General features: G+C 45.6%; 31 protein-coding genes and 1 pseudogene. 25 read left to right on the forward strand and 7 right to left on the reverse strand.

The annotated features are described in order from the left end of the window. Positions 1–40 precede the first annotated feature (40 nt). A complete protein-coding gene (locus LYZ37_RS07050) occupies positions 41–736 on the forward strand; it encodes a class I SAM-dependent DNA methyltransferase (protein ID WP_272787052.1) in 696 nt (231 codons plus the stop codon). Between the two features lie 57 nt (positions 737–793). Beyond that, the gene (locus LYZ37_RS07055; protein ID WP_272787053.1) at positions 794–1729 is read left to right on the forward strand and encodes a DUF1848 domain-containing protein; all 936 of its coding nucleotides are present in this window, start codon (positions 794–796) and stop codon (positions 1727–1729) included. 1048 nt (positions 1730–2777) lie between these two features. Here LYZ37_RS07055 and LYZ37_RS07060 read toward each other — a convergent pair. Further along, positions 2778–4149: pseudogene (locus tag LYZ37_RS07060) on the reverse strand (ISNCY family transposase). A 148-nt stretch (positions 4150–4297) separates the two neighbouring features. Further along, on the reverse strand, positions 4298–4573 hold the full coding sequence (locus LYZ37_RS07065; RefSeq protein ID WP_171325466.1) for a helix-turn-helix transcriptional regulator: 276 nt from the start codon (positions 4571–4573) through the stop codon (positions 4298–4300). 131 nt (positions 4574–4704) lie between these two features. Here LYZ37_RS07065 and LYZ37_RS07070 point away from each other — a divergent pair, with 131 nt between their 5' ends. The 22 genes from LYZ37_RS07070 to LYZ37_RS07175 all read left to right on the forward strand — a co-directional run bounded on the left by LYZ37_RS07070 (position 4705) and on the right by LYZ37_RS07175 (position 17208). Beyond that, on the forward strand, positions 4705–4887 hold the full coding sequence (locus LYZ37_RS07070) for a hypothetical protein (RefSeq protein ID WP_171801553.1): 183 nt from the start codon (positions 4705–4707) through the stop codon (positions 4885–4887). A gap of 94 nt (positions 4888–4981) precedes the next feature. Then, complete coding sequence (locus LYZ37_RS07075; RefSeq protein ID WP_171801554.1) at positions 4982–5230, forward strand: hypothetical protein; 249 nt, start codon at positions 4982–4984, stop codon at positions 5228–5230. 52 nt (positions 5231–5282) lie between these two features. After that, positions 5283–5855 carry a hypothetical protein gene (locus LYZ37_RS07080; protein ID WP_171801555.1) on the forward strand — a complete coding sequence of 191 codons (573 nt, stop codon included), beginning with the start codon at positions 5283–5285 and terminating at the stop codon, positions 5853–5855. Positions 5856–6374: 519 nt separating this feature from the next. Then, positions 6375–6617, forward strand: coding sequence for a hypothetical protein (locus tag LYZ37_RS07085; RefSeq protein WP_272787054.1), 243 nt, complete (start codon positions 6375–6377; stop codon positions 6615–6617). Next, positions 6607–7077 (forward strand): hypothetical protein, encoded by a 471-nt coding sequence (locus LYZ37_RS07090; protein WP_272787055.1) that lies wholly within the window; start codon positions 6607–6609, stop codon positions 7075–7077. The genes LYZ37_RS07085 and LYZ37_RS07090 overlap by 11 nt, the downstream gene beginning before the upstream one ends. Continuing rightward, the gene (locus tag LYZ37_RS07095; RefSeq protein WP_272787056.1) at positions 7061–7552 is read left to right on the forward strand and encodes a hypothetical protein; all 492 of its coding nucleotides are present in this window, start codon (positions 7061–7063) and stop codon (positions 7550–7552) included. The genes LYZ37_RS07090 and LYZ37_RS07095 overlap by 17 nt, the downstream gene beginning before the upstream one ends. Then, positions 7521–8240 (forward strand): hypothetical protein, encoded by a 720-nt coding sequence (locus tag LYZ37_RS07100; protein WP_272787057.1) that lies wholly within the window; start codon positions 7521–7523, stop codon positions 8238–8240. Before LYZ37_RS07095 ends, LYZ37_RS07100 begins: the two co-directional genes overlap by 32 nt. A 106-nt stretch (positions 8241–8346) precedes the next feature. Further along, entirely contained in the window at positions 8347–8478 is a 132-nt protein-coding gene (locus tag LYZ37_RS07105) for a hypothetical protein (RefSeq protein ID WP_257214423.1), read from the forward strand. A 9-nt stretch (positions 8479–8487) separates the two neighbouring features. After that, positions 8488–9309, forward strand: coding sequence for a major capsid protein P2 (locus tag LYZ37_RS07110; protein ID WP_195876971.1), 822 nt, complete (start codon positions 8488–8490; stop codon positions 9307–9309). 10 nt (positions 9310–9319) lie between these two features. After that, positions 9320–9592, forward strand: a complete 273-nt coding sequence (locus LYZ37_RS07115; RefSeq protein WP_171802551.1) for a hypothetical protein — start codon at positions 9320–9322, stop codon at positions 9590–9592. Between the two features lie 9 nt (positions 9593–9601). Beyond that, a complete protein-coding gene (locus tag LYZ37_RS07120) occupies positions 9602–9739 on the forward strand; it encodes a hypothetical protein (RefSeq protein ID WP_272787058.1) in 138 nt (45 codons plus the stop codon). Beyond that, on the forward strand, positions 9739–9942 hold the full coding sequence (locus tag LYZ37_RS07125) for a hypothetical protein (protein ID WP_195876938.1): 204 nt from the start codon (positions 9739–9741) through the stop codon (positions 9940–9942). Before LYZ37_RS07120 ends, LYZ37_RS07125 begins: the two co-directional genes overlap by 1 nt. Continuing rightward, on the forward strand, positions 9923–10846 hold the full coding sequence (locus tag LYZ37_RS07130; protein WP_272787059.1) for a hypothetical protein: 924 nt from the start codon (positions 9923–9925) through the stop codon (positions 10844–10846). The genes LYZ37_RS07125 and LYZ37_RS07130 overlap by 20 nt, the downstream gene beginning before the upstream one ends. Further along, positions 10843–11493 carry a hypothetical protein gene (locus LYZ37_RS07135; RefSeq protein ID WP_272787060.1) on the forward strand — a complete coding sequence of 217 codons (651 nt, stop codon included), beginning with the start codon at positions 10843–10845 and terminating at the stop codon, positions 11491–11493. The genes LYZ37_RS07130 and LYZ37_RS07135 overlap by 4 nt, the downstream gene beginning before the upstream one ends. Beyond that, positions 11493–11906 carry a hypothetical protein gene (locus LYZ37_RS07140; protein ID WP_272787061.1) on the forward strand — a complete coding sequence of 138 codons (414 nt, stop codon included), beginning with the start codon at positions 11493–11495 and terminating at the stop codon, positions 11904–11906. Before LYZ37_RS07135 ends, LYZ37_RS07140 begins: the two co-directional genes overlap by 1 nt. A gap of 16 nt (positions 11907–11922) precedes the next feature. Next, positions 11923–12351 carry a M15 family metallopeptidase gene (locus LYZ37_RS07145; RefSeq protein WP_272787062.1) on the forward strand — a complete coding sequence of 143 codons (429 nt, stop codon included), beginning with the start codon at positions 11923–11925 and terminating at the stop codon, positions 12349–12351. After that, on the forward strand, positions 12348–12758 hold the full coding sequence (locus LYZ37_RS07150; RefSeq protein WP_272787063.1) for a hypothetical protein: 411 nt from the start codon (positions 12348–12350) through the stop codon (positions 12756–12758). The genes LYZ37_RS07145 and LYZ37_RS07150 overlap by 4 nt, the downstream gene beginning before the upstream one ends. Beyond that, entirely contained in the window at positions 12758–12913 is a 156-nt protein-coding gene (locus tag LYZ37_RS07155; protein WP_004742751.1) for a hypothetical protein, read from the forward strand. The genes LYZ37_RS07150 and LYZ37_RS07155 overlap by 1 nt, the downstream gene beginning before the upstream one ends. A 446-nt stretch (positions 12914–13359) precedes the next feature. After that, positions 13360–13956, forward strand: a complete 597-nt coding sequence (locus LYZ37_RS07160; protein WP_272787064.1) for a hypothetical protein — start codon at positions 13360–13362, stop codon at positions 13954–13956. Between the two features lie 166 nt (positions 13957–14122). Next, on the forward strand, positions 14123–14815 hold the full coding sequence (locus LYZ37_RS07165; protein WP_272787065.1) for a DUF5677 domain-containing protein: 693 nt from the start codon (positions 14123–14125) through the stop codon (positions 14813–14815). 131 nt (positions 14816–14946) lie between these two features. Further along, a complete protein-coding gene (locus LYZ37_RS07170) occupies positions 14947–16179 on the forward strand; it encodes a hypothetical protein (RefSeq protein WP_272787066.1) in 1233 nt (410 codons plus the stop codon). Positions 16180–16335: 156 nt separating this feature from the next. After that, a complete protein-coding gene (locus LYZ37_RS07175; protein WP_272787067.1) occupies positions 16336–17208 on the forward strand; it encodes a DUF2971 domain-containing protein in 873 nt (290 codons plus the stop codon). An 88-nt stretch (positions 17209–17296) separates the two neighbouring features. On the opposite strand, the gene LYZ37_RS07180 is transcribed toward LYZ37_RS07175, so the two are convergent. The 5 genes from LYZ37_RS07180 to LYZ37_RS07200 all read right to left on the reverse strand — a co-directional run bounded on the left by LYZ37_RS07180 (position 17297) and on the right by LYZ37_RS07200 (position 19426). Next, entirely contained in the window at positions 17297–17731 is a 435-nt protein-coding gene (locus tag LYZ37_RS07180; RefSeq protein ID WP_272787068.1) for a hypothetical protein, read from the reverse strand. Then, positions 17718–18053 carry a hypothetical protein gene (locus tag LYZ37_RS07185; RefSeq protein WP_253649409.1) on the reverse strand — a complete coding sequence of 112 codons (336 nt, stop codon included), beginning with the start codon at positions 18051–18053 and terminating at the stop codon, positions 17718–17720. Before LYZ37_RS07185 ends, LYZ37_RS07180 begins: the two co-directional genes overlap by 14 nt. A 141-nt stretch (positions 18054–18194) precedes the next feature. Beyond that, positions 18195–18560, reverse strand: a complete 366-nt coding sequence (locus tag LYZ37_RS07190; protein WP_272787069.1) for a hypothetical protein — start codon at positions 18558–18560, stop codon at positions 18195–18197. Positions 18561–18592: 32 nt separating this feature from the next. Then, positions 18593–18874, reverse strand: a complete 282-nt coding sequence (locus tag LYZ37_RS07195; protein ID WP_272787070.1) for a hypothetical protein — start codon at positions 18872–18874, stop codon at positions 18593–18595. Between the two features lie 123 nt (positions 18875–18997). Next, on the reverse strand, positions 18998–19426 hold the full coding sequence (locus LYZ37_RS07200) for a phage protein (protein WP_272243286.1): 429 nt from the start codon (positions 19424–19426) through the stop codon (positions 18998–19000). A gap of 361 nt (positions 19427–19787) precedes the next feature. Here LYZ37_RS07200 and LYZ37_RS07205 point away from each other — a divergent pair, with 361 nt between their 5' ends. Next, the gene (locus LYZ37_RS07205) at positions 19788–20159 is read left to right on the forward strand and encodes a regulator (protein WP_272787071.1); all 372 of its coding nucleotides are present in this window, start codon (positions 19788–19790) and stop codon (positions 20157–20159) included. Positions 20160–20213: the final 54 nt, after the last annotated feature.

Here is a 20213-nt window from a genome sequence, read left to right on the forward strand (position 1 = left end):
CTATAAACCTCGTTGTTAACTTGCTATGTCGGAGTAAATCATGTCTGAGATGTATACCAAGCACGCTCTTAAATACAGCGAAGTGGTTAAGGATAATATCTACAATGCACTTCTTGAAAGGCCATCCACACTTGCATTGCTAGGGGATGTGAAAGGCAAAGCTGTGGTGGATATGGGATGTGGTTCTGGAATTTATGCCCAGTGGTTCCTAGAGCAAGGAGTCTCAAACCTAACATGTGTGGATCTTTCTGCTGAAATGATCGACCTTGTTAAGTCTGAATACAGTGATCGCCTAGAAGCCTATGTGCAAGACCTATCAAAAGGACTACCCAACGAAGCGAGCAACAGTGCAGATATCATCGTTTGTCCTTTAGTGCTGCATTACATCGAAGATTTGAACGTGGTATTTAACGACGTTTATCGCGTTCTTAAGCCCGGCGGTTACATAGTATTCTCGACTCACCATCCATTTGCGGATTTTGAATGCACAACAAGCGGCAATTACTTTGAACGTGAGCGAGTGACTGAAGATTGGAACACTGTTGGAGATCCTGTAGAAGTGAGTTTTTATCGTCGCTCTTTGACTGAAATAAGTGATGCTGTCACTTCTTCTGGCTTAGTTATTTCAAGGATCTCAGAGGGCGAAGTTGATGAGCGTGCGAAAGCGATCTCTGAAGAAGCCTACCAACACCTTAAGCGCAATCCGAACTTTATTTTCTTTAGGTGCGAAAAATAGCCGCTCAGTACTTATCTTTTAGGAAGGGGCTAGGCAAAGTTTAGGTGGTCATCTGCAATGATTATAAGTGCTAGTAGAAGGACGGACATTCCTGCTTTTTATCATCGCTGGTTCATGAATCGCATTCGTGAGGGGGTTCTGCTGACTCGAAACCCCTTTAACGCAAGTCAGGTAAAGCGTGTTTCTCTTGAACCTCAAGATATAGACGCAATAGTATTTTGGACGAGAAATGCAGAACCACTCATTAAACACCTGCCGAAACTTTCTGAGTTTAATTACTACTTTCAATATACCATCACAGGTTATCCCAAAGCGCTTGAAAGGCATTTACCTAGCACTTATCAATCGATAGAAACGTTTGTGCGTTTAAGCGACATTATCGGGCCATCGAAAATAATCTGGCGTTACGATCCCATACTTGTTTCCAATTTGACACCACTTAGTGAGCACAAAAGAAAATTCCACAAAATAGCGAGCCTGTTAGCGGGAAAAACACGTAAAGTGGTGATAAGTTTCGTTGATTTGTATACGAAGACCGAACGCGGATTGAAGTCGATACCCAGTTTAAATTATCGCGATTTAACCGCAAATCAAGGTGAATTGAACGACCTGTGCATGTTTATGGTAGAGGTTTGTCAGCAATACAATCTAGCCATTGAAACCTGTGCTGAAGGCATAGATCTCACGGATATCGGTATTCAACCTGGTAAGTGCATTGATGATGAGTTGATCAAGCACGTATTTGGTATCGATACAGCTCATCGAAAAGATCCAAACCAAAGAACCGAGTGCGGCTGCGTTAAAAGCATCGATATTGGTAGTTACAACACATGCTTACACGGCTGCAAATACTGCTACGCAACATACAGTGAAACGTCTGTACAGAAGAACCGATTAAAACACGACCCGAACAGTCCATTTTTGATCGGTGGCACAGAAGACGTCGACAAACACTTACTAAGTAAACCCATAATCCAGCAAGAACTTTTCTAGCAGTGGCCGATTAAGAAGTGGTAAGTAGTTGGGGTAAATTAACATCCTAAAACCTCCAAGCAAACATAGTACATATTCACTTAGAAATATTAGGACATTATCGCTTTGGGTTTGCATTGGGTTTACACTCTATGTCAATCCCATTTTAAAATGTCCTTTTTCTAGCAAAGTAGAAATGTCCTGTTGGTCCACTGAATTAGGTAGAGAGTTCTGCAAGGTTAGTATTCCACCGCAGCCAGAAAAGAAATCATCCCTCATCCTGCTAGGCCATTGCGGAGGTTCCTAGGAGGAAAGTGTTGGGTTTGGATGACGATGAGTAGGTGAGGAAAATGGAATTTTTACTACTATATCTTTCAAATGTTGAAATCAGCGAATATGATATACCCAGTTAGTTATTATATATCACATGATAATTAACCGAAGAAGGCCACTGCTCTGGTGTGAGTCAGCGGCCGTATGATTACTTACCTCGTTATGATTTCAAGTAGTTGTACTAATGCAATGATTAGGTGTAGGACCGCAATTATTGCTTCTAATAACATATACCCTCCTTAGGTTGGTTTGTTGCGAAAAGGCCTCAGTTGCAGCTGGGGCCTTTTTGCATGGTTAACTTTCATTTTACTGATACTCAAAAATTTCCAAAATTTACGTATTCGTGATTGGGATTCATCATAGCCTACCTAAGGTTCATATCTTTCATAAAAAATGTCTCAACTAGGCGGCGTTTTTACAAAGTAACGTTATGAAGCCAGCTTTCAAGTGTTATTGACGCTGTCAGCGCTTAACGTCTTCATGCTAATTAAACCTCTTAACTGTTTGGAGGGCTAGCGCCCTCAGTTCTATAACAACAATCTAGAAAACTTGCTAACAGCATCTACATTAAAGAGTTTTGTTAATGTCGCAACTGCCGAAAAGGGCAGTAGTTATTTGCACAGTTAAAATATTAATGGAGGAGATAAAAAAGCGCACCGAGTCTTTGGTGCTCGATGCGCTTGGTTTGGCGGGAAAGCCGCATGCTCTAATAGCGGCTTATGGTTCCAATGTGTTTTTAATTCTTCGGTGTTAGGTACTTCTCACGCTCATGGCTAGCTATGAAGCTATCCGGTTCAGCTAAAACAGGATTTAGAGCCCTTAACTGAGCCATAGCGCGCTTCTGAGCCGTTCGTTTAGGCGCGTTTTGACTTCTTTCCCTAAGTTGGGCTTTATCAAATTCTTCCTGCTTCTCTTGAGCAAATTGAAGGACTTTACCCAGTCTTTTGTTGTCGACGACTTGAGTTTGGTCCACTTTAGCTAGCTTATCGAAAGTTCTAAAAATTAGCTTTCTCTCGCCATATTGGACGGCTATTCGACCATCAGGATAGTCGAGTATTTTAACCACTTTGTTGACAAGACGGCTGTTTTTTTCTGTATCTTCAATCAGATAAAGCACTTTATCATATTGGAATGTCAATGACTTCGAGAGTTTACGCGTGGTCTGCCAAGCAAAAATATCATCAAGCTCATCTTGGCTTTCTCGAATAGGACGATGAAGGTCTTTAGGGTAATTGGCAGGCTTCGCAAAGCGGCGGTTAAAATCCTCAATAAAGTAGGGCAGCCATGCCGTTCGCTTCTTCAATGGTATTAATACCTTGTAGGCGCATCTCTTTGATTAATCGGTCTTGTAACGTCTTATTTGCGCGCTCAACACGTCCCTTGGCTTGAGAGCTGTTTGCGCAAATCAGTTCAATCCCGAGCTCATCGAGGATACGACCAAATTGGGTTAATCCTACTTTCTTAAGATGCTCTTGATTGACTCGAAATATCGAGTGTTTATCGCTGTAAAAAGCCACGGGCTTACCATGCTGATCTAAGTATTCTCGTGTGGCCACCATGTAATCAAAAGCTGATTCGGTATCACTGAAGCGTAGGTTCATCAACCGGCCCGTAGCATCATCGATGTAGACCAAGAGACAGCACTTAGGGCTGCGTCCTTCAAACCAATCGTGGTGTGAGCCATCAATCTGAACCAGCTCGCCTAAACAATCACGACGATAACGAGGTTGGTAAACACGAGGCTGGCGTTGCGAATGTGGCACCCAGAGACCATCGGCAATCATCCACTGACGTAGAGTCTCTACAGACAGGACTAAGTTGTGTCGTTCTGTCAGCTTCTCACAAGCAAATGTTGGCGAAAAGTCAGCGTATTGAGCGTGTATGATGTTCAGAACCTCAGCCCGAAAAGCATCAGGATAACGTCGGTTGCTCGGTCGGCCACGTGACCCATGAGCTAAGGAGGAAGCCCCATACTGACTTAATTGACTCAATAAACGTCGAACTTGTCGAGGGCTTATGTTGAGTATGTCAGCTGCATCAATTTGACGAAGGCGGCGTTCGCGAACATCTTGCAGCACTTTAAAACGATTAATGTCTCGGTCACTCATAGGAATTAGCATCGGTTGAGGTCCTCAAAGCTCAGCGTGTTAATTAAGCATAAGAGGACATTTTAAAATTGCTCAAACCGGACATTACTAAATTGCACCTACATGCTAAGTGCGCATTATGTATATGTGGTTAGAAAGGAAAATAGGCTTATATTAAAGGTCTGAAATCCTCTAACACCTTGACTACACGCCTATTTTTGATTTTGTTGGTGATAATCCCCCAAACCACATTTTGATCGGATTCACCAAGGAGATCAGCAATACGAAACGCAAGATCCCAATCTATTGAGTTTCGACCATTTCGCCAATTTCTGACGGTGGACTGGTCAACTCCCAACTTTTTCGCCAATTGATATTCAGAATCTAATCCAAACTTGGCTTTTACGCGATTGAGCAGTGCATTCTCATAAGTAAAGCGTTCCATTGAACGTCCCTCCTGATGCTCATTGTATGTACAAAAAACGGCAAAACGCTATACGGGGCATGCTTGCCAGTATCAAAAATCTTCTCGTAAAGTGATGTACATCCAAGGCTTGGCGGCATTGAGGAGGCGTGATGGTAGCGCGAAAAACTGAAATCGAGATTGCGCTTGATGAAGCAGAATCCAGTGCCAAAAGTGGTCATTTGGAATCGAGCCTTAGGCTCGTGATTGCCACATTGAGAAGGCTATATCAATTGCAGGAAGGAAGCCATGCCTGTACGCAAGAATCGAAGGATCAACATTCATCTTCTGATTAAACGTTATCGACGTCAGTGTATACGTCATCCAAGGCCAAAAAAGATCACGGAACGTCATGTGAGATGTGCGGCCAATTAGAAAGGAGTCAACGCCATGAAAGTACAGACGGAAAACAACCTGCTTTTTGACAGTTCACACCCCAAATGCGAGCTTCATTTTGCGAGAACGCACGGCAAGGGGTTTGCCTTTATCCAGTGTCTCGACACGGGCATGGATGGAAAAGCGGAGCGTATTAAACGTTACTGGGGCTTTTATGCAGACTCACTTGATGATGAAGTGAACGAACGGGCCATTTACCACATTATGAATTCAGGCAGTCCTTGGCCACATCTACCCAAATGATGCTCTACATTCAATTCGCTGAAGAATCGGGTTCGCTATCACGGAGTGTGCTATGACTGAGCGCCGCTTTACTCGCCGTGACCGTCCGTTTGTTGCAATACACCGTGAACGCTGGTCATCATTGCTTCAAGATCCTTCCCGTTATGTATATTTGTTGTCGGCGTCCGGCAAAGCCACGCAGCGTCAGTTCCTGCGCGATATCGCTTCCGTGATGGACTATTTGATCAGTGAGCTTGAGCTGCGAACCCGTAAGGTTGGGGTGGCTACTCAACGCGGTTTCCTACTGCGCACCTGGGCCAATGTGGCCGAAGGGACGGGATTACCCGTTTGGCGGGTCAAACAGTGTGTGTCGTTTGCCAAGCAGCGCGGTTGGCTGACGTCCACTCAACCGAGACACAATGAAAACGGTGAGTGGTACGGCTTAGCGTCGATTAAACGCATCACAGAGCGCTACTTTGCTGATCTGGGTCTGACTCACGCCATGCTTAAGGCGAGGGCGGCTGCCAGTGACTCCATCAAACGCATGGCTTCACGTACCGGCGTCCATGTCCGTTACCTCCTGACACCTATCACCTTGCTGCGTAAGTTCGCCCGTCGTCACGACCAATCCCCGTACAATCGTTGATCCACCAGCCTAGCCTCGATCCGTCTGTAACACGCTAAACCCCTGAAAAACCGACCTTAATTCGGTTTAATCACGGCTTTTATGACCGTTTTATCACAGTCATCCACCGTTTCTGTGGATAACGCGGTGACTAAGCGGTGGTTTGTCATATTAACTGCTCCATGAGACCGGATCTTAACGGTTTGATCCATAGTCTACGACTAGTGATCTTTCTAAAGAAAGATATTAGTGATGATGAGTGTTACCCCCTGAAAAGCGGGGATAACTTTAAGGAAGCGGCGTATCTTGCTCGCGAGCGAGCTGACGCCTAGACCACGCGGTGACTGCGTTAGCACAGCGATAAGCCGTAATGAACGACGATGCACCACCGCCGTGTGTGTCGCTGCGCGACGGTCTGGCAAGAAGGTGGGATTTAATTGGTACTAACTATTGAAAGTGGCTTATTAATCGTCATAATCAAAGAGCTAACGTCGTGAGACAGGGGCATCCATTCACCAACGTCGTGAGACAGAGGTCAGTATGACAAACAGACAACAAGAGTTTGCCGACTTGATGGCCAAACTCGATGACATCGAGCAGGCGCTGGCTCAATCTGCGCCAGATTGGTCGAGCGTACCCACGTTTAAAAAACCGATGGTCGCCATTCAGGCCGCCGAGCAGGCCAAAAGCCACATCGACACCACCGTTTCCATTGTGAAAGCCATTACCCTGAACTTCCATCAGCGGCTTATTGAGCTTGAGGAGGCGCAGCATGGCCAGTAAGAATCCCATCAAAGGCTACATTGCCTGTCCGACGCAAGGTTGCGGCGAAGTGTGCACCGTGCATGCGGTCGGGGAACACCGCGTTTTAGAAGGTGGCGATCCACCGAAGAACAAGCGCCGATTGGGTCAGCTCTACACCATTTGCCCCAACTGCAAAGCCAACCAAAGCGCGGGCAAACCGTTTCAAGATTGGTTAACTCAAAACATGAAACCGACCCGTGAAGAGGTTAATACTGGTTATAAAAACAGTATCTCGCAAAAACCGCACTCGGTAACCGTGAGCAAACCTCACGAAACCAATCACGACGGGGCTTGCGAGGAAAATCCGATAACCGATCCGAAGCCGACCAAGATAACCAAACGAACCGTCGCGGGCGCATTAGCCTTTGTTGGCGGCTGCGCGTTGCTGTTTGTGTTGCTGACGACGAAGAAGGAGCCGCGTGATGAGCGAAACCAATGAAATGGACGTGACCACACCGGTGGATGAGCGTGATCTCACCGCGCAAGCGGCCATCGATGAGATGCAGCAAGAAGAACAAGTCGTTGAACAGGCGGAGAGCGACGAGCAGGAAGAAGCCAGCTTTGATCCGGAAACCTCGCGCCAAATGCTCGGTTATGGCTTAGGCATTGTCGAGTTCAGCGTCGGTGCGGCGTTTGATGTGCCGTTTGAAATCGATGAGAACGTCGGTAATAAATGGCTCGATGCCGCGACCCCGATGCTGCAGAAATACGGACCGGCCGGTTTTGCCTGGTTTGCCGAGTATGAGAAAGAGCTGGTCTTTGCCATGGCGTCGTGCACCTTGGTCGGCGGTTGTACGCTTCAAGTGCGTCGACTGCGTCAAGAGAAAGCGTTGTTAGCGGCCAAAGCGGCGAAGGAAGCCAATCAAGCGCAAGGAGAGATGGATGAAGCTGCCCAGTCCGATCAACAAGAATAACGCCCTTAATGCGCAGCACGTGTGTTACATGGGCACGACGGGCAGCTGTAAAACCACGGCGATTCGTAAACTCAAGTTGATCCCCAAGTCGGCTCAGGTGGTGATGTTTGATCCGTATGCCGAACACTCTGAGCAGCGGCTCGAAGGGTTAAAAGTCGTGCCGTGTGTGTCATTCTCTGAGTTCTATCAGCGTGCCTGGTATGAGCGAAAGCAGCGTAAGCCGTTTCGATTGGCGCTTGTGAATCAGGAGCGCAGTCGCGACAACCTTGAGCGCTTTGCTCAGATGGTGTGGTCGTTGGGTGATGGCCAACACGCGCACGAACTGCACTGTGTGATTGAAGAGCTGGCCAAATGCACCAACAACACCGCCAAACTCGATGGCGTGGCGGGTGAACTGTGGACCGGTGGCCGTGGCTTTGGTCTGGTGATGCACGCCACCTTTCAGCGCAGTCAGGAAGTGCCGAAAACCGTCCTTGATGAATCGAAACATATCTACATTGGTGCGGTCAGTTCGAAGCGTAACGCGCGCTATATTGCCGACTATTACGATGTGCCGTACGAGTCGATCCTCGCGCTGAAAGGTTGTCATGAACGCGAGCATTTAGGCAAAGGCAAGTACGCGGATTACATCCTCAAAAGCCCCGGGATTGGCAACCATAGTCAGGGCAAAATCTACCCCGCGCGGTAAGGGTTAACCTATTAGGTTAGAGTGCCTGCCTAATAGGTTTCACTCTATATCCAACCCCTTATAGGCATTCTAGGGTCAGGGCATCCATTTCAATGAGGATGTCACTATGCGATTGAATGCTCGTAACGTTGCCATCATTGCTGGCGTATCAGCTTTGACGACAGGGGCGATCATCTTGGCCGTCAACAACAAAGTTGGCGGGTTAGATAAGCTTCTTGGCAAGTCCGGTTGGTTCTAAGGGGGCGCTATGTCAGTCAAACCAATCAAACTCAACTCCATGGTCGGCGCCGCTTGGGGACAGAAAGGTACACTGCCTATTCCCAATGGCCCGACGTATCACGAACTGGTGCTCGAAACCAACGCTGACGCGCAGGACATGACGCGAATTTCCATCACTTTGAACGCTGAGGAAATCTACGTGCTGACCGGCGAAGAGCTGCTGATGCTTGAGCGCTATAAGCGCCGCGATCCCACCAGTGGTCACTACATTATTCCGTTCAGCGATGTCGTCGCTCGGACCAAGAACGGGGTGCGTTACACGGGTTTAGTCACGGAGCTCGGCGATAACATTCACCTTGATATCCAGTTCCGCAACAAGCGCGCGGACGCGGATCCACTCACCATTCAGGTGCATGCTTGGGTGAGTAACGCGCAAGCAATGCGTGTCGTGGTGCCTCTGGTCAAACGCGAAACCATGCCCGCTAACGCGGCTGGGGTGAATGAGTTCACTAACTTGATCGCCAGTCCGCTCATCAGTATTCGTCGCATGCACTTTATGCACGACAAGATCACCAAGCTGGAGATTGAGCGCGACTTCGTCAAAGAGTTTGAAGCGAATAAGTTTATCGCTGAAGCCAATGCCAAGCGCAACGAACGCACGCCGCAATCAGGCTATTTCCACTTCGATCCGATTGTGCGTGGTTTCTCGATTGATGAACTGTTTCCCACACAGCACAGCTCAAATTTGAAGTTCTCGGTCACCACCGAAGACGTGCCAGGTTCTATCCCCATCTTGGTTGAATCGGTGCGTTTAGAGCGACCGGAGAAGCTGCAAGGTGGCGCAGCCTAAGGAGCGCCCGATGAAAAGCTTTTTTGATGATTTACTGGAGTTTGGCGCGGGGGCTTTGGATTCCGTTGGCGAGCACGCTGACTGGCTGTTCAACACCAATGATCAAACCTCGAATCCAAACAAAACCCAGCAGCCGAATCATCCACAAGTGGATAACGCCGGTAATGTGGTTACGCGTCCGATGGGCGCCCAATCCGGTATCGATCCGATGGTGCTATACATCGGTGGCGGTCTGGCACTGACCACCGTGGTGCTGCTTGGGGTGATGGCGTTTAAGAAGTAGGAGAGACCAATGCCAATTCTATTTTGGGTGTTAGGCGGATTTGGCGCGGGCAGTGTGTTAGGCCTGAGTGCCAGCAACGGTCTGAATAAGCTCCTGCTGTTGGTCGCGCTGATCGCCGCCATCATCTTGTTTAAAGGGGGCCTGTGATGCTCGGATCATTAACGTCGTTAACCGGTGGCGGAGGCTTACAAGGCGGTGCATCTGGGCCGGCCATGTCGGGAACCTCGGGCAACACCACCAATAACATGGGTTTCACCGGCGGCGGGATCAATCTCGGTGGCACCAGCTCACAATGGTGGCTCATCGTGATGTTGGTGCTGCTCGTCATGTATGTGGCGCTTAAGAAGTAATCTCCAGCATGAGCAATGGAGTCGGGTTAAGGATCAACTGAAACCGGCACTGAAAGACTACTATCTCGACGCCGAACGCGCGGTGAAACAAGGCAGCGAGCAAGTGTTTCGCCTTGATAACACCGTGATGCTGCTGCGAGGTGAACAGCTTAAGGACGGTAGCCAAGAATTGGTTGTGGTGGCTTTGGTCGGTGATATGGCCGCAGGCACATTGGGCGCGCTCAATCATGCTAGAGCCCACGGTTTTGACTCGATACGAGCGCACTTCTTTCGCGCTGGCGCCGAGCGGTTTATTCGCCACAAATTGGGGTTACCGGTTCAGGAGATTGAACGCCGAGACGATGAGCGCGTTTTACGAATAAGGTTTGTAGATATGGGTGGCAGAAGCTCTTCACAAAGTCGACAAAGCACGGTCACAACGACCACTAACACCAGTGGTAGCGCAGCCGCAGGCCGTGATAACTACGGCATTATGGTCGCAGGGGTCAATGATTCCGATATCAATCTGACCATGACCGACCACGGTGCGATGGCCATTGCCGGTAATCTTGCCGAAGAAGCGCTCGACTTTGGTCAGCAAACCCTACGTTCAAATGAAACTATCGTGACAGGGTCACTCGATACGGTCAATAACACCGTTGATGAGGCGTTTAACTTCGGTACTTCCGCGCTTGAAGAAACCTCAGAAGTCAGTCAGTACGCGATTGACTCGATCAAGTCGATGGCAGGCCAACAAACGGAAACCACCAAAGCAGCCCTCGCGATGGCCAGCAGCGCCAAATCGCGCGAGCAAACCGGTGGCCTTGAGTCGGATAACAACTTACTGAAAAACATCTCACTGATTGTCGGCATTGCCGGCACCATCATCACCGTTGCGGTGCTGTTTAAAGGGAGCCGCTCATGAGACAAGTCCACACCCTCGACCCCCATCAAACCTTAAGCTTTAACGCCGGACAGGCAGGTAAGTTTCTAATCCTGCGTGAATCCACCCACACACTGATGATACGCAGCGATGCGTTAAGGCCGACTGAAATTCAACGCGGCGATACGGTTGATGTGACTAAGTTTGATGAGCTGACACTCGAAAACCATCACGAAGACGCGGCGACGTTTGAATACCAAATCAGTGACGTGCCGATTTTAACCCAAGCACAGAAAGTCGATGTATCGAACGCCGTGGTCGTGCACGAAGTACAAAGACCGGTGAGTGTAGTTGAGATACAACGGGCAGTGAAAGCCCAAATTCAGAACGAATTCCTTAACGTTCACGTTGATAACGAGACGCTGAGCGTGACGCCTAGCGTGACTTTATACACCTACACGGCGATAGACGAGGGCGTGTTTGAGCTCGATGGCACGAATCAGACCATCGACGGCAGTGAAGGGCGCAAAGCGCTGTTTCTACAGGTGCCAGATGACAATACCGAGCCAGTGATGGTGCAAGGCTTTATGGTGATTAACCCCGGTGGCCATCTGCCACTCAGCACCAATCAGGCCGTGACCATTAAAGGCAAAGGCGGGGAAACCGTCCGAGTCGGGGAGATGCGCTGATGTTGATGCTGTATAACCCACCACCGAAAGCCAAACCGGACATTGAAATCGCCACTGAATCACAAGGCACCGTTGGTACGGCGGCGATATTTCACTTTACCGAACACGTCGAATTGGTCGACTTGTCGTTTAAGCGCACGTCATTGAGCAATCGCCAAACGATTCCTGCGCAGTTGTGCAGTCTGACGCTGTCGTTTCTGAAAGGTGACCAGATTGTCGAGCGTCGTTATTTGTATCTGTCTTTCGCAGCCGGCGTCGATCATCACTATCCGATGACCCTCATTAAGCCCAAAGGCGCCGATGAGCTGCAAGTGGTGAGTAGCGTCGCTCTGGTTTCACGGATTGAAACGCGTTTGATCTTCAAACAGGAGGTGCCCGATGCGGTGGGCATTCCCCCTCTTATTAACGGTTAGCCTAGGAGTGTATCTGATGAATAAGAAACAGGTCGATAAAGCCGTCAGCGGCTTTGCTTTGTCGGTGCGCAGCGAAACCAAATTGATTGGTGTCCATCACGATTTGAAAAACGTGGTGCGGCGTGCGCTTGAGCTCAGTCCGTTTGATTTTGGGATTACCTCAGGCAAACGCTCGGCCGAAGAGCAATTCCAACTCTTTCAGGACAAGGCGAGTCAGCTTGATGGCTATTCACGTATCAGCCGTCACCAAACCGGTCACGCGATTGACTATGTGGTGTATGACGAAGATGGCAATGTGACATGGGGCTTCAGTTACTACGAGCAAGTGAGTTGGGCGTTTAAGCAAGCGGCCAGAGAACTCGGCGTGCCGATTGTGTGGGGTGGCGACTGGACATCATTTAAAGATGGTCCCCATATCGAACTCGATCGACAGGTGTACCCATGATTGGTGCGATTGTCAGTTTGTTTAATGGCGGACTTGAAACCTATAGGCAGTATAACCGCAATAAAGCCGAAGCGTTAAAACGTAAAGACGAGCTCGATCAGGAGAAACATCAGGCGAGGGTGCGCAGACTACAAAAGGGCGAAGAGCAAGCCAGTAGCCTCGACGAAGTCAGCATCAGAGAGCGCGGTCTTAAAGACGAATTTATCCTGCTTGTGGTGTTTATCCCGCTGATTCTTTCCTTTATCCCTGATTACGCGCCGTATGTCGAACAAGGCTTTGAGGCGCTGCAGAACATTCCAGAGCCGTATTGGTATGTTGTCGGGGCGCTCGTCATCGATACTCTAGGCATGCGGGCCATGGTTCGCTATCTGCTGGAGTTTTTCTCAGGCAAGTTCAGGGGGCAATGATGGGACTGCTTGAAGCAATGCTGATTTCATTAATCACCGGCGTGGTTTCAAGCGCGGGCACTATTGCGGCGCTCAAAACCGACATCAACTGGATAAAGAAAGTGCAGCAAGACCAGGAACAACGAATACGCAAACTGGAGGACTCTCATGGCTAAACGATGTTGTAAGTGCAAAGGCCGTAAACAAAACGGCCAGCTTAAGAAAGGTTACACGCTGAGAGGAGGACGGGTGGTCAAAGCCTCCGCCACGAGAAAGCGCCGAAAAACCAGACGCAGACGTTAAACAAAACCGCTCAATATTGGGCGGTTTTCGCTTGTCTTACGCTCAAATTTTGATTCAAAGCATGTAAAATAGAAATAGTATGCAATTCACTGCAATGATTGGTTGCTCTTCTTTTAAGCTACTGATAATTTGCAGGAAAACTTGGGCTGCCTTGGTGGAGGTAGACCACAAGACAGAAGTGTTCAATTACTAAACACAGAGCTTTTCTGTCTACGCTATGCGGTGTTTCAAATCAGCTGACATGGTTCTGTTCTTCTTAGCTTATTCGCTAAGTTAAAAAGTTGCTAATGTAGCTAAGTTTAAGGATAGGTAAAGATAAATGAGTGGGCATAATCATTACCCTGATTGTACTTGCGGCTGGTGTTGTAAATTCAGGGGTATGAGTGGCGTAAATAGCCAACGGAATAAGACCGTAGAAAGAAGTGTTGGGAATATTCGCGAGCAAAGTAAAGTGTTTGTGAGCTACGTAAATCCTAGTGCTTACTGCCCAGTCTGTGGAGCATCGGTGTTTTTTTATCAGTCCCCCAATGGTGGCAGAGTATTTTTTGATTCATTGGGTAAACCTTGGGAGAAGCACCCTTGTACAGACAATCGCACTCTCAATGTAAAAATCATTCCATCGAAAAACTTCCCTATCAGTAGCCGAGTAGGAAAGTTTGAAGCCAATAAGTTCAATCCATTTATCATCAAACTGATCGAGAAATATCATATTACATCTCGCGTAAAGGTATCAGGATTCTTTGGTGAAGCAGGTATAGTCATTGCTATTTCTGGCGTAACAAGGCAAGAATTTAGTAACCTCGAAATTGATGTAAATAGTCCTTGTATGATGCGCCGAACAAACAATGGCTATCAACTTTCCTTTGTAAATAAACGTGGGAAGGTTATTGATTTGGAAGGTGTAAAAAGTAGTTAGGCAACCACTAGAGAAACGCGTATAAGAAGCTATTCAACAGTGACTCGCAACACTTGGCGCTCTCACTTCGAGTTAAATTTAAGGTTTAAGGTTTAAGGTTTAAGGTGCAGAGCTTGCGCTACTCACACGTTAATTGGGTGTTATGTGCTTTGATGGAGATTTTGGATTGAATAGAAGTTTTTCAGATGTTGTAACTCATGGTTCACAGAAAGATGTAGTTAAAAATATCGGCAAATATGGAAAGTGTATTAAGAAAATTGCTGCGTGGACAGGAGGTAGTCAAAACTACACTCGTTCAAAGCAAAACGATTTAGTGGCTCGTATTCTCGAATCTACTCCAAAGTTTATCGGATATGTAGAATCATCTGCATATAATGACATTCACTTGCTTGCATTTGGTGTTCGTTCTATTTTAGAGAACTTAGCTCGTGCAAAGTTTATTTGTCAAAGTGAAGAAAATCTAAACAATTGGCTCACTGAAGCATTGAATGACCAAAAAGACATAGTTAAAGGCTTTATAGCGGGGGGAGACTCTAGTTCCGAACAGGTTCAGTTTTTACAAAGTGAACTTGAAAGATTGGAGACGTTTAAAGAAAAATTTGAGTTGTCCGCAATCAAACGTCCCCAAAATGTCAAGGACATGACTGAAGCCGTAGATCTCGGTTTTGACTATTCTACGATATACAAACTCACATCAAAAATAGTCCACCCAACATCATTGATGATCAACCAATCTTCAATGTTAGACGAATTTTATTATCATGATCTGTTAGCGCTGATGGTTCAAAAATATCTATTTGAACTACAACAGCATGTATGTGACGTACTTGAAGCACCTGAAAGCTTACGTTTTAAATAGCACGCACATAACAAACTGTTTAAGGAGTTAATCGCAATGCGTGGCATTTTTACTGTGCGTTACGTTTAGTGTTAATGCGGCATTGCATTGCTCACACCTTAACAGGGTGTTGGAACAATAGAGGGTTAGAATTGAAGTTAAGCGACGAATATATTGAAGGTATTCTTAAGAACATACCAGGTTCAAAGAAGGCTGCGCGAGGCGTTTTAATTCCTACAGACTTAGGTAATGGCGAGTATCTTCATTTAAAAGGTTTTAAGCCAGCAAAAGAGATTGAAGGCTTAACTGACGATGAAACATATTTTATTGAGTTTTGTAGTAAGAAAGAGATTTTGCGCTTAAGGAATATAAATGGAGCGCATGACTACTTATTAAGGTTACGCGCTAATGCTATCGTTGATGAAGCAAGAATCGTACGTGTAATGAGTGCTCGTAGAGATAAGTATGAAGAGTCAGGACGTTCTTGGAGTTTAACTCAATATTACCATACAAAGGATTCATATCATAAATCCTATATTAGCTTACTTGAAAAAAAGAATATGAAGCGAGTTAAGTCTGTGCCTTCAGGCATGGCTCATATCCCAGAAGTAAATGCTCTTTGTATAAAATCATTAGCTGGGGATGTTGTCGTTGTTTCTGAAAGCTTAGAGTATTTTTATTATTTCATGACAATTGCATTCTATGGGAATCTATACGACATAGAGTTAGTGGATCGAATTGATGCATTGATAATTGCGCTTAGAATAATTAAAGGCTCTGAAGCTTTAGACTTCGATATCGACTCAAGGGGAGAGTTACCAGTTCATATAGAGCGTAAGATTCAGTCTTTGGTTAAGTGCCAAATGCAGTTCACTTTTGGTCATGAATATGCGCACTATTTATGCGATCATATTCCTTCTGCTGATTTACTAATGAAAATGAGTAGTTCAAAGCCATATTTAAGTGAACTTGCAATGTATAGTCATTCACTTGAATATGAAGCTGACCATTACTCACTAAAGAATATAAAACCCAAAAGCAAAGATTACAAAGGGATAACTCAAGGTGCATTTTCTGTTTTGGTTTATCTTCATTTTATTGAGGAATACGGCAATAAATTTGGGATTGGTGACTTCAGTGTATCCGAAACCCATCCAGCTGCGAAAGATCGTGTGTACAAGCTTCTCGATAACTTAGGTGATAAATCGTTCATTAAAAGTGCAGATATTGCTGAGATGTTCAAGGTAGCAGAAGAGCTGTCTGAAATATTGAATGAACGTGTAGATAGCTTAAAGGAAGAGCATCCAGACCTATTTGGGTTTTATGGGTCTTTGTATTTAATCGGCTACAAAAAGAAAATGCTAAAAGATCGAGTAGACTTTTAGAACTATTTTCACAAAGCATTTAAGAATGATTCGCAACGCTTGCCATTTTCAGTTCTAGGTTGGGTTGTGTAAGTAGCCGTTGCTCATACTTTTATGCGGAGTTATGTCTATGACATTAACGTTTAAGATATAAATAGAGGGACTATGAATGTGAATGTGAATGATAACGAAAGTTTGTATAAGTTCTTTCCATACAATCCACATGACTTGGATGCGTTGTCTAACAACTATTTGTGGTTTAGCGAATACTCAGCATTTAACGATCCCTTTGAGGATGTTTATTTAGAAAACGTGCTTAACAGAGAACTCGGTCCTTATGATGAAGTTAAAGCAATCAAGTTATATAAGGAGATGCATCGTGGTCAACGACCAAACCACCAGATTGAGGAGGTACTCTTTGAACTAAAAGTGAGAGGTGAGCTAGAAGAACAGTACAACCAGACCATTAGAAGAACATTTGAATTTGCAAAAAGTATAATTTCTGAGCATTTGACTGAATCGAGAGTTTGCTGTTTTGCAAAGAATCATGAGCATAAACAGGCTTTAGAAAATAGGCTTATGTGGTCTCACTACGCTGATGGCCTAAGAGGCTTTTGTATTGAGTACGATGGTGACCAGCTGATCAATGGAATCTATAGAATTATGGGTGAGAAAGTTGGTCTTTGTCCTATGAATTATAATACTTTGAAAAGGCAAGACTTTGAGGAACTTATTTTCAACACAGCTAAACGTCTGAATGGTAATTCAGAAGAACAGGGCTTGCTGTTTGGGTCTCTGATATTGACTAAGTCTCTTGAATGGGAGTATGAAAATGAATTTCGCCTTATTTACCCTAAAGAAAACGAAGTATCAATTGACTCTAACTCAATTAAATCTATTACTGTAGGGGCAAAGATGTCTCAAAGAAAACTGAATACACTGATTTCAATATTAAAAGGAAATAGTAATATTTCATGTCCAATCTATGTTGCTAAGATTGACCCGGTTAGTTTTGAAATCCAAAGAGAGTTGCTTTGTAAAGAGATATAAGTGCATCAAATAATTTAAGAGTGATTCGTATCGCGCAGTTTTTTTGATTTTCGGTAACTTTAGTTTGAGAAACGTGGCACCTATAAGGTTATTCCAACAAACCTAAACTATCGCCAACTTGAAACAAGTCGAACGGCTTCGTAAACTTCTGTTGAATTAGGAGCACTTCTTCTTGGTCAAGATTATTGATGTATTCCTGATAAGGTTTTTCTTCCAATAAGAAACGTAAAGGCTCTTTTGCGGGCTCAGGCGCCGTCTCTGCAGCTTTAATTAAGATAGCTTTCTCTTTGGAAGAACAACGCGCACTATTGTCTAATGACAAATAGAGCACCACGTTTTTTTTGCTTTGAACATCGAGTGCAGAAAACCAATCAGTGACGGGAAAGTCAGTGGTGTTGGACTTGGCTATGGCGCGGCATTCTTCTAGCTTATTACCATAGTCAATCATTGCTTGCTGAAAGGCGTCAGCGTGCACGCTAGTGCTTATGAGCAAGGCGCAGAGTAGGGAGCTACAAAGTCGCACGGGATACACACCTCCAAAATTCACCTTCTTCTCCATGAGTTCGCCAGCTCAACGGCTCAGCAATACCGTTAATTCGGTTCTTAACGATGCTGTTCACTGAGGATAACACCTCAGAAAACTCAACCCAATCATAACCCGCGATGCTAATTAACGTCTCGGCTGGTTTTTGCTTACCGAGGAAGAGATCGAACAACGGCACGGCGCCAACCGAATACGCGAGCATATTGCCATCTTCCATGATGTCTTTTATCTCGGCAACAGCATCAAGTGACTCCGACGACAGTTGCAGATTGTTGATTGAGCAGTAACCCAGTTCCGCCATCACTTTAGTCCTTAGTTAATGGTCGTGAAGGGTTGGTATAGCATCATTGCAAACCGTTGACTATCTCATGGTGAGGATTAGGAATAAAGATCAAGCTTGACGAAGAGTCATCACACAAACGTCTCAAGGCAGTGTGATTGGCTAGGGCTTGTTCACAGGGAAAGGCACTACATTGTTGTAATAGCGTGTTGGGCCTTTGGGCTCGTAGATGAAGGCTTTGGGTAATCCGTCGTATAGCACGATGTAATGCTCATCCCAGATCCGAACGCCCACCAGGTACGAGTGGGTTTCAAGTTTGACCCAGGTTTGACCATCATCCGGACTGTAGCTCGTGAAACCAACCAGCTTGACCCGTTGGTAGTTGTCGCATTCATTCACATCGATGGCGCCGCGAAATAGGGCTTCTTTGGTCGTCCCGTCTTTAACTTGGATAGTGCGACCGCGGTGATCCTGACCCTTATCATCGACACGTTGACCAACGTGACTTTTCACATATCTAAACTGCATAATTAGAATTACTGTATGTATACACAGTGATTCTAATGTATAGATAGGAATTTGCAAGTTGACTGAAAGCGTAACGTATTTTGGTACATGTCTAGCCACAGAACGCGGTCAATATCACTGTGCATGCGCTCTAGGATCGATTCAACATAGCCTTGATATTCGCAGCACATTACATGCACCACACAGTCTTGCGTGAGTGTTTGATTGTCTAAAAGTTCGTAATGGCGGCCATAGAGGGATTGAATGGCCGCCTTCGGCGATTTGGCAGTGATGAGTGAATAGTCGCGCCAATTAGTGACACAATATAACGGCATTGTTTATTCCATGAATTCTTCTTACGACACTGTATATAGAAAGCGAATCTTCTTACAGAGTCGTGAGCGAGACATGAGTCGAGTGACAAAGGAAGAATCACTGCAAATTTAGCCTGAAGTGAGTCATTTAAACTTGCTGGGCACCCAAAGCCGTAGTTTGCGCCGGTAGCCGCCACCCGAAAAAGGCCACTTATTTTCCTTAGGCGGATACTTCTTAGGGTTGTCAATGTGACCGTGTAACTCAACAAACTGACGATGTTCATCACGCCAGTAGCCAAACGCCAGCAATTCTTTGGGGCTGAATTCGCGACGTTCGGGTGTAATGAGCGTGGCGCGTTCTTCATGCACACGAAAACCATCCCAGCGTGCATCCAGTGGCAAATAGCCGCGAGCCTTAAGATGAAGCAATTTTTCAGCCATGGGATTAATCGATGAATAGCCATTGATCCAACGCGTCACGGTATACGGTTGAACGTGAAAAAACGCGGCGGCTTCATTGAGATCCATAAATTGAGCATGCAGTAACTGACGAAATGAATGGGTGCTGTACATGTGATCTTCCTTCGAAATCCGTTGAGGAGGTTGATAGTTATTTTCTTTTTTTATTTCCAGACTCATCGGCAGCGCCAATCAACGCACATTTTGCACGCAGCGAGCGATAAGTAATGTTTTTAAACAACTAATCGAAACGCGAAAACGCAGCGTGTATTAATTGTATAAATTAGACATTAACTGGAAGCGAAACAACAACTTAAAAGAAAGACAATGAGCGAATTACACAGTGAACGTGACATGGGATTCTCCTGACTAAATTAGTGTTATAAGTGCGTATTATGCGTGTTTATGTTCAATGAAACTTGTATCACTATAATTTATAGATTTATAAACTCTTTCGGTTTTGAGAGAGTGAATCATGAAGTATCACGAAATGACCAAAAATTATGTTTTTCGTGAATTTGAGTGCGGGTTATCTATTGAAGAAACAGCACAGCTTTGTTTTAAAAGTGTGAGGACTGTCAAAGGATGGGATTCTGGGAATGATATTCCGAGAGAGTGCAAAAGGCTTATGAGAATGTACAAGAGAGCAGAGCTATCACATGCAGAAGAGTGGAATGGTTTTAAGATGTACAAAAATCACTTGGAGCTTCCTACTGGACAACTCATTACCCCACAACAGCTTCTTGCAGGGATAGGGTTGCTTGAGATTAATTCAGAATTGGAAGTGCTAACGTCGACTCGTCTGCTTAAACTAGCCAGAGCATTGAGCAAATTAAAAAGGATTTAAAACAATAATAGAATATACTAATTAGTAACTTATCGACATCAATCGAGGTCAGTT

It is taken from the genome of Vibrio tubiashii, from assembly GCF_028551255.1.
In the GTDB taxonomy this organism is placed as follows: domain Bacteria; phylum Pseudomonadota; class Gammaproteobacteria; order Enterobacterales; family Vibrionaceae; genus Vibrio; species Vibrio tubiashii_B.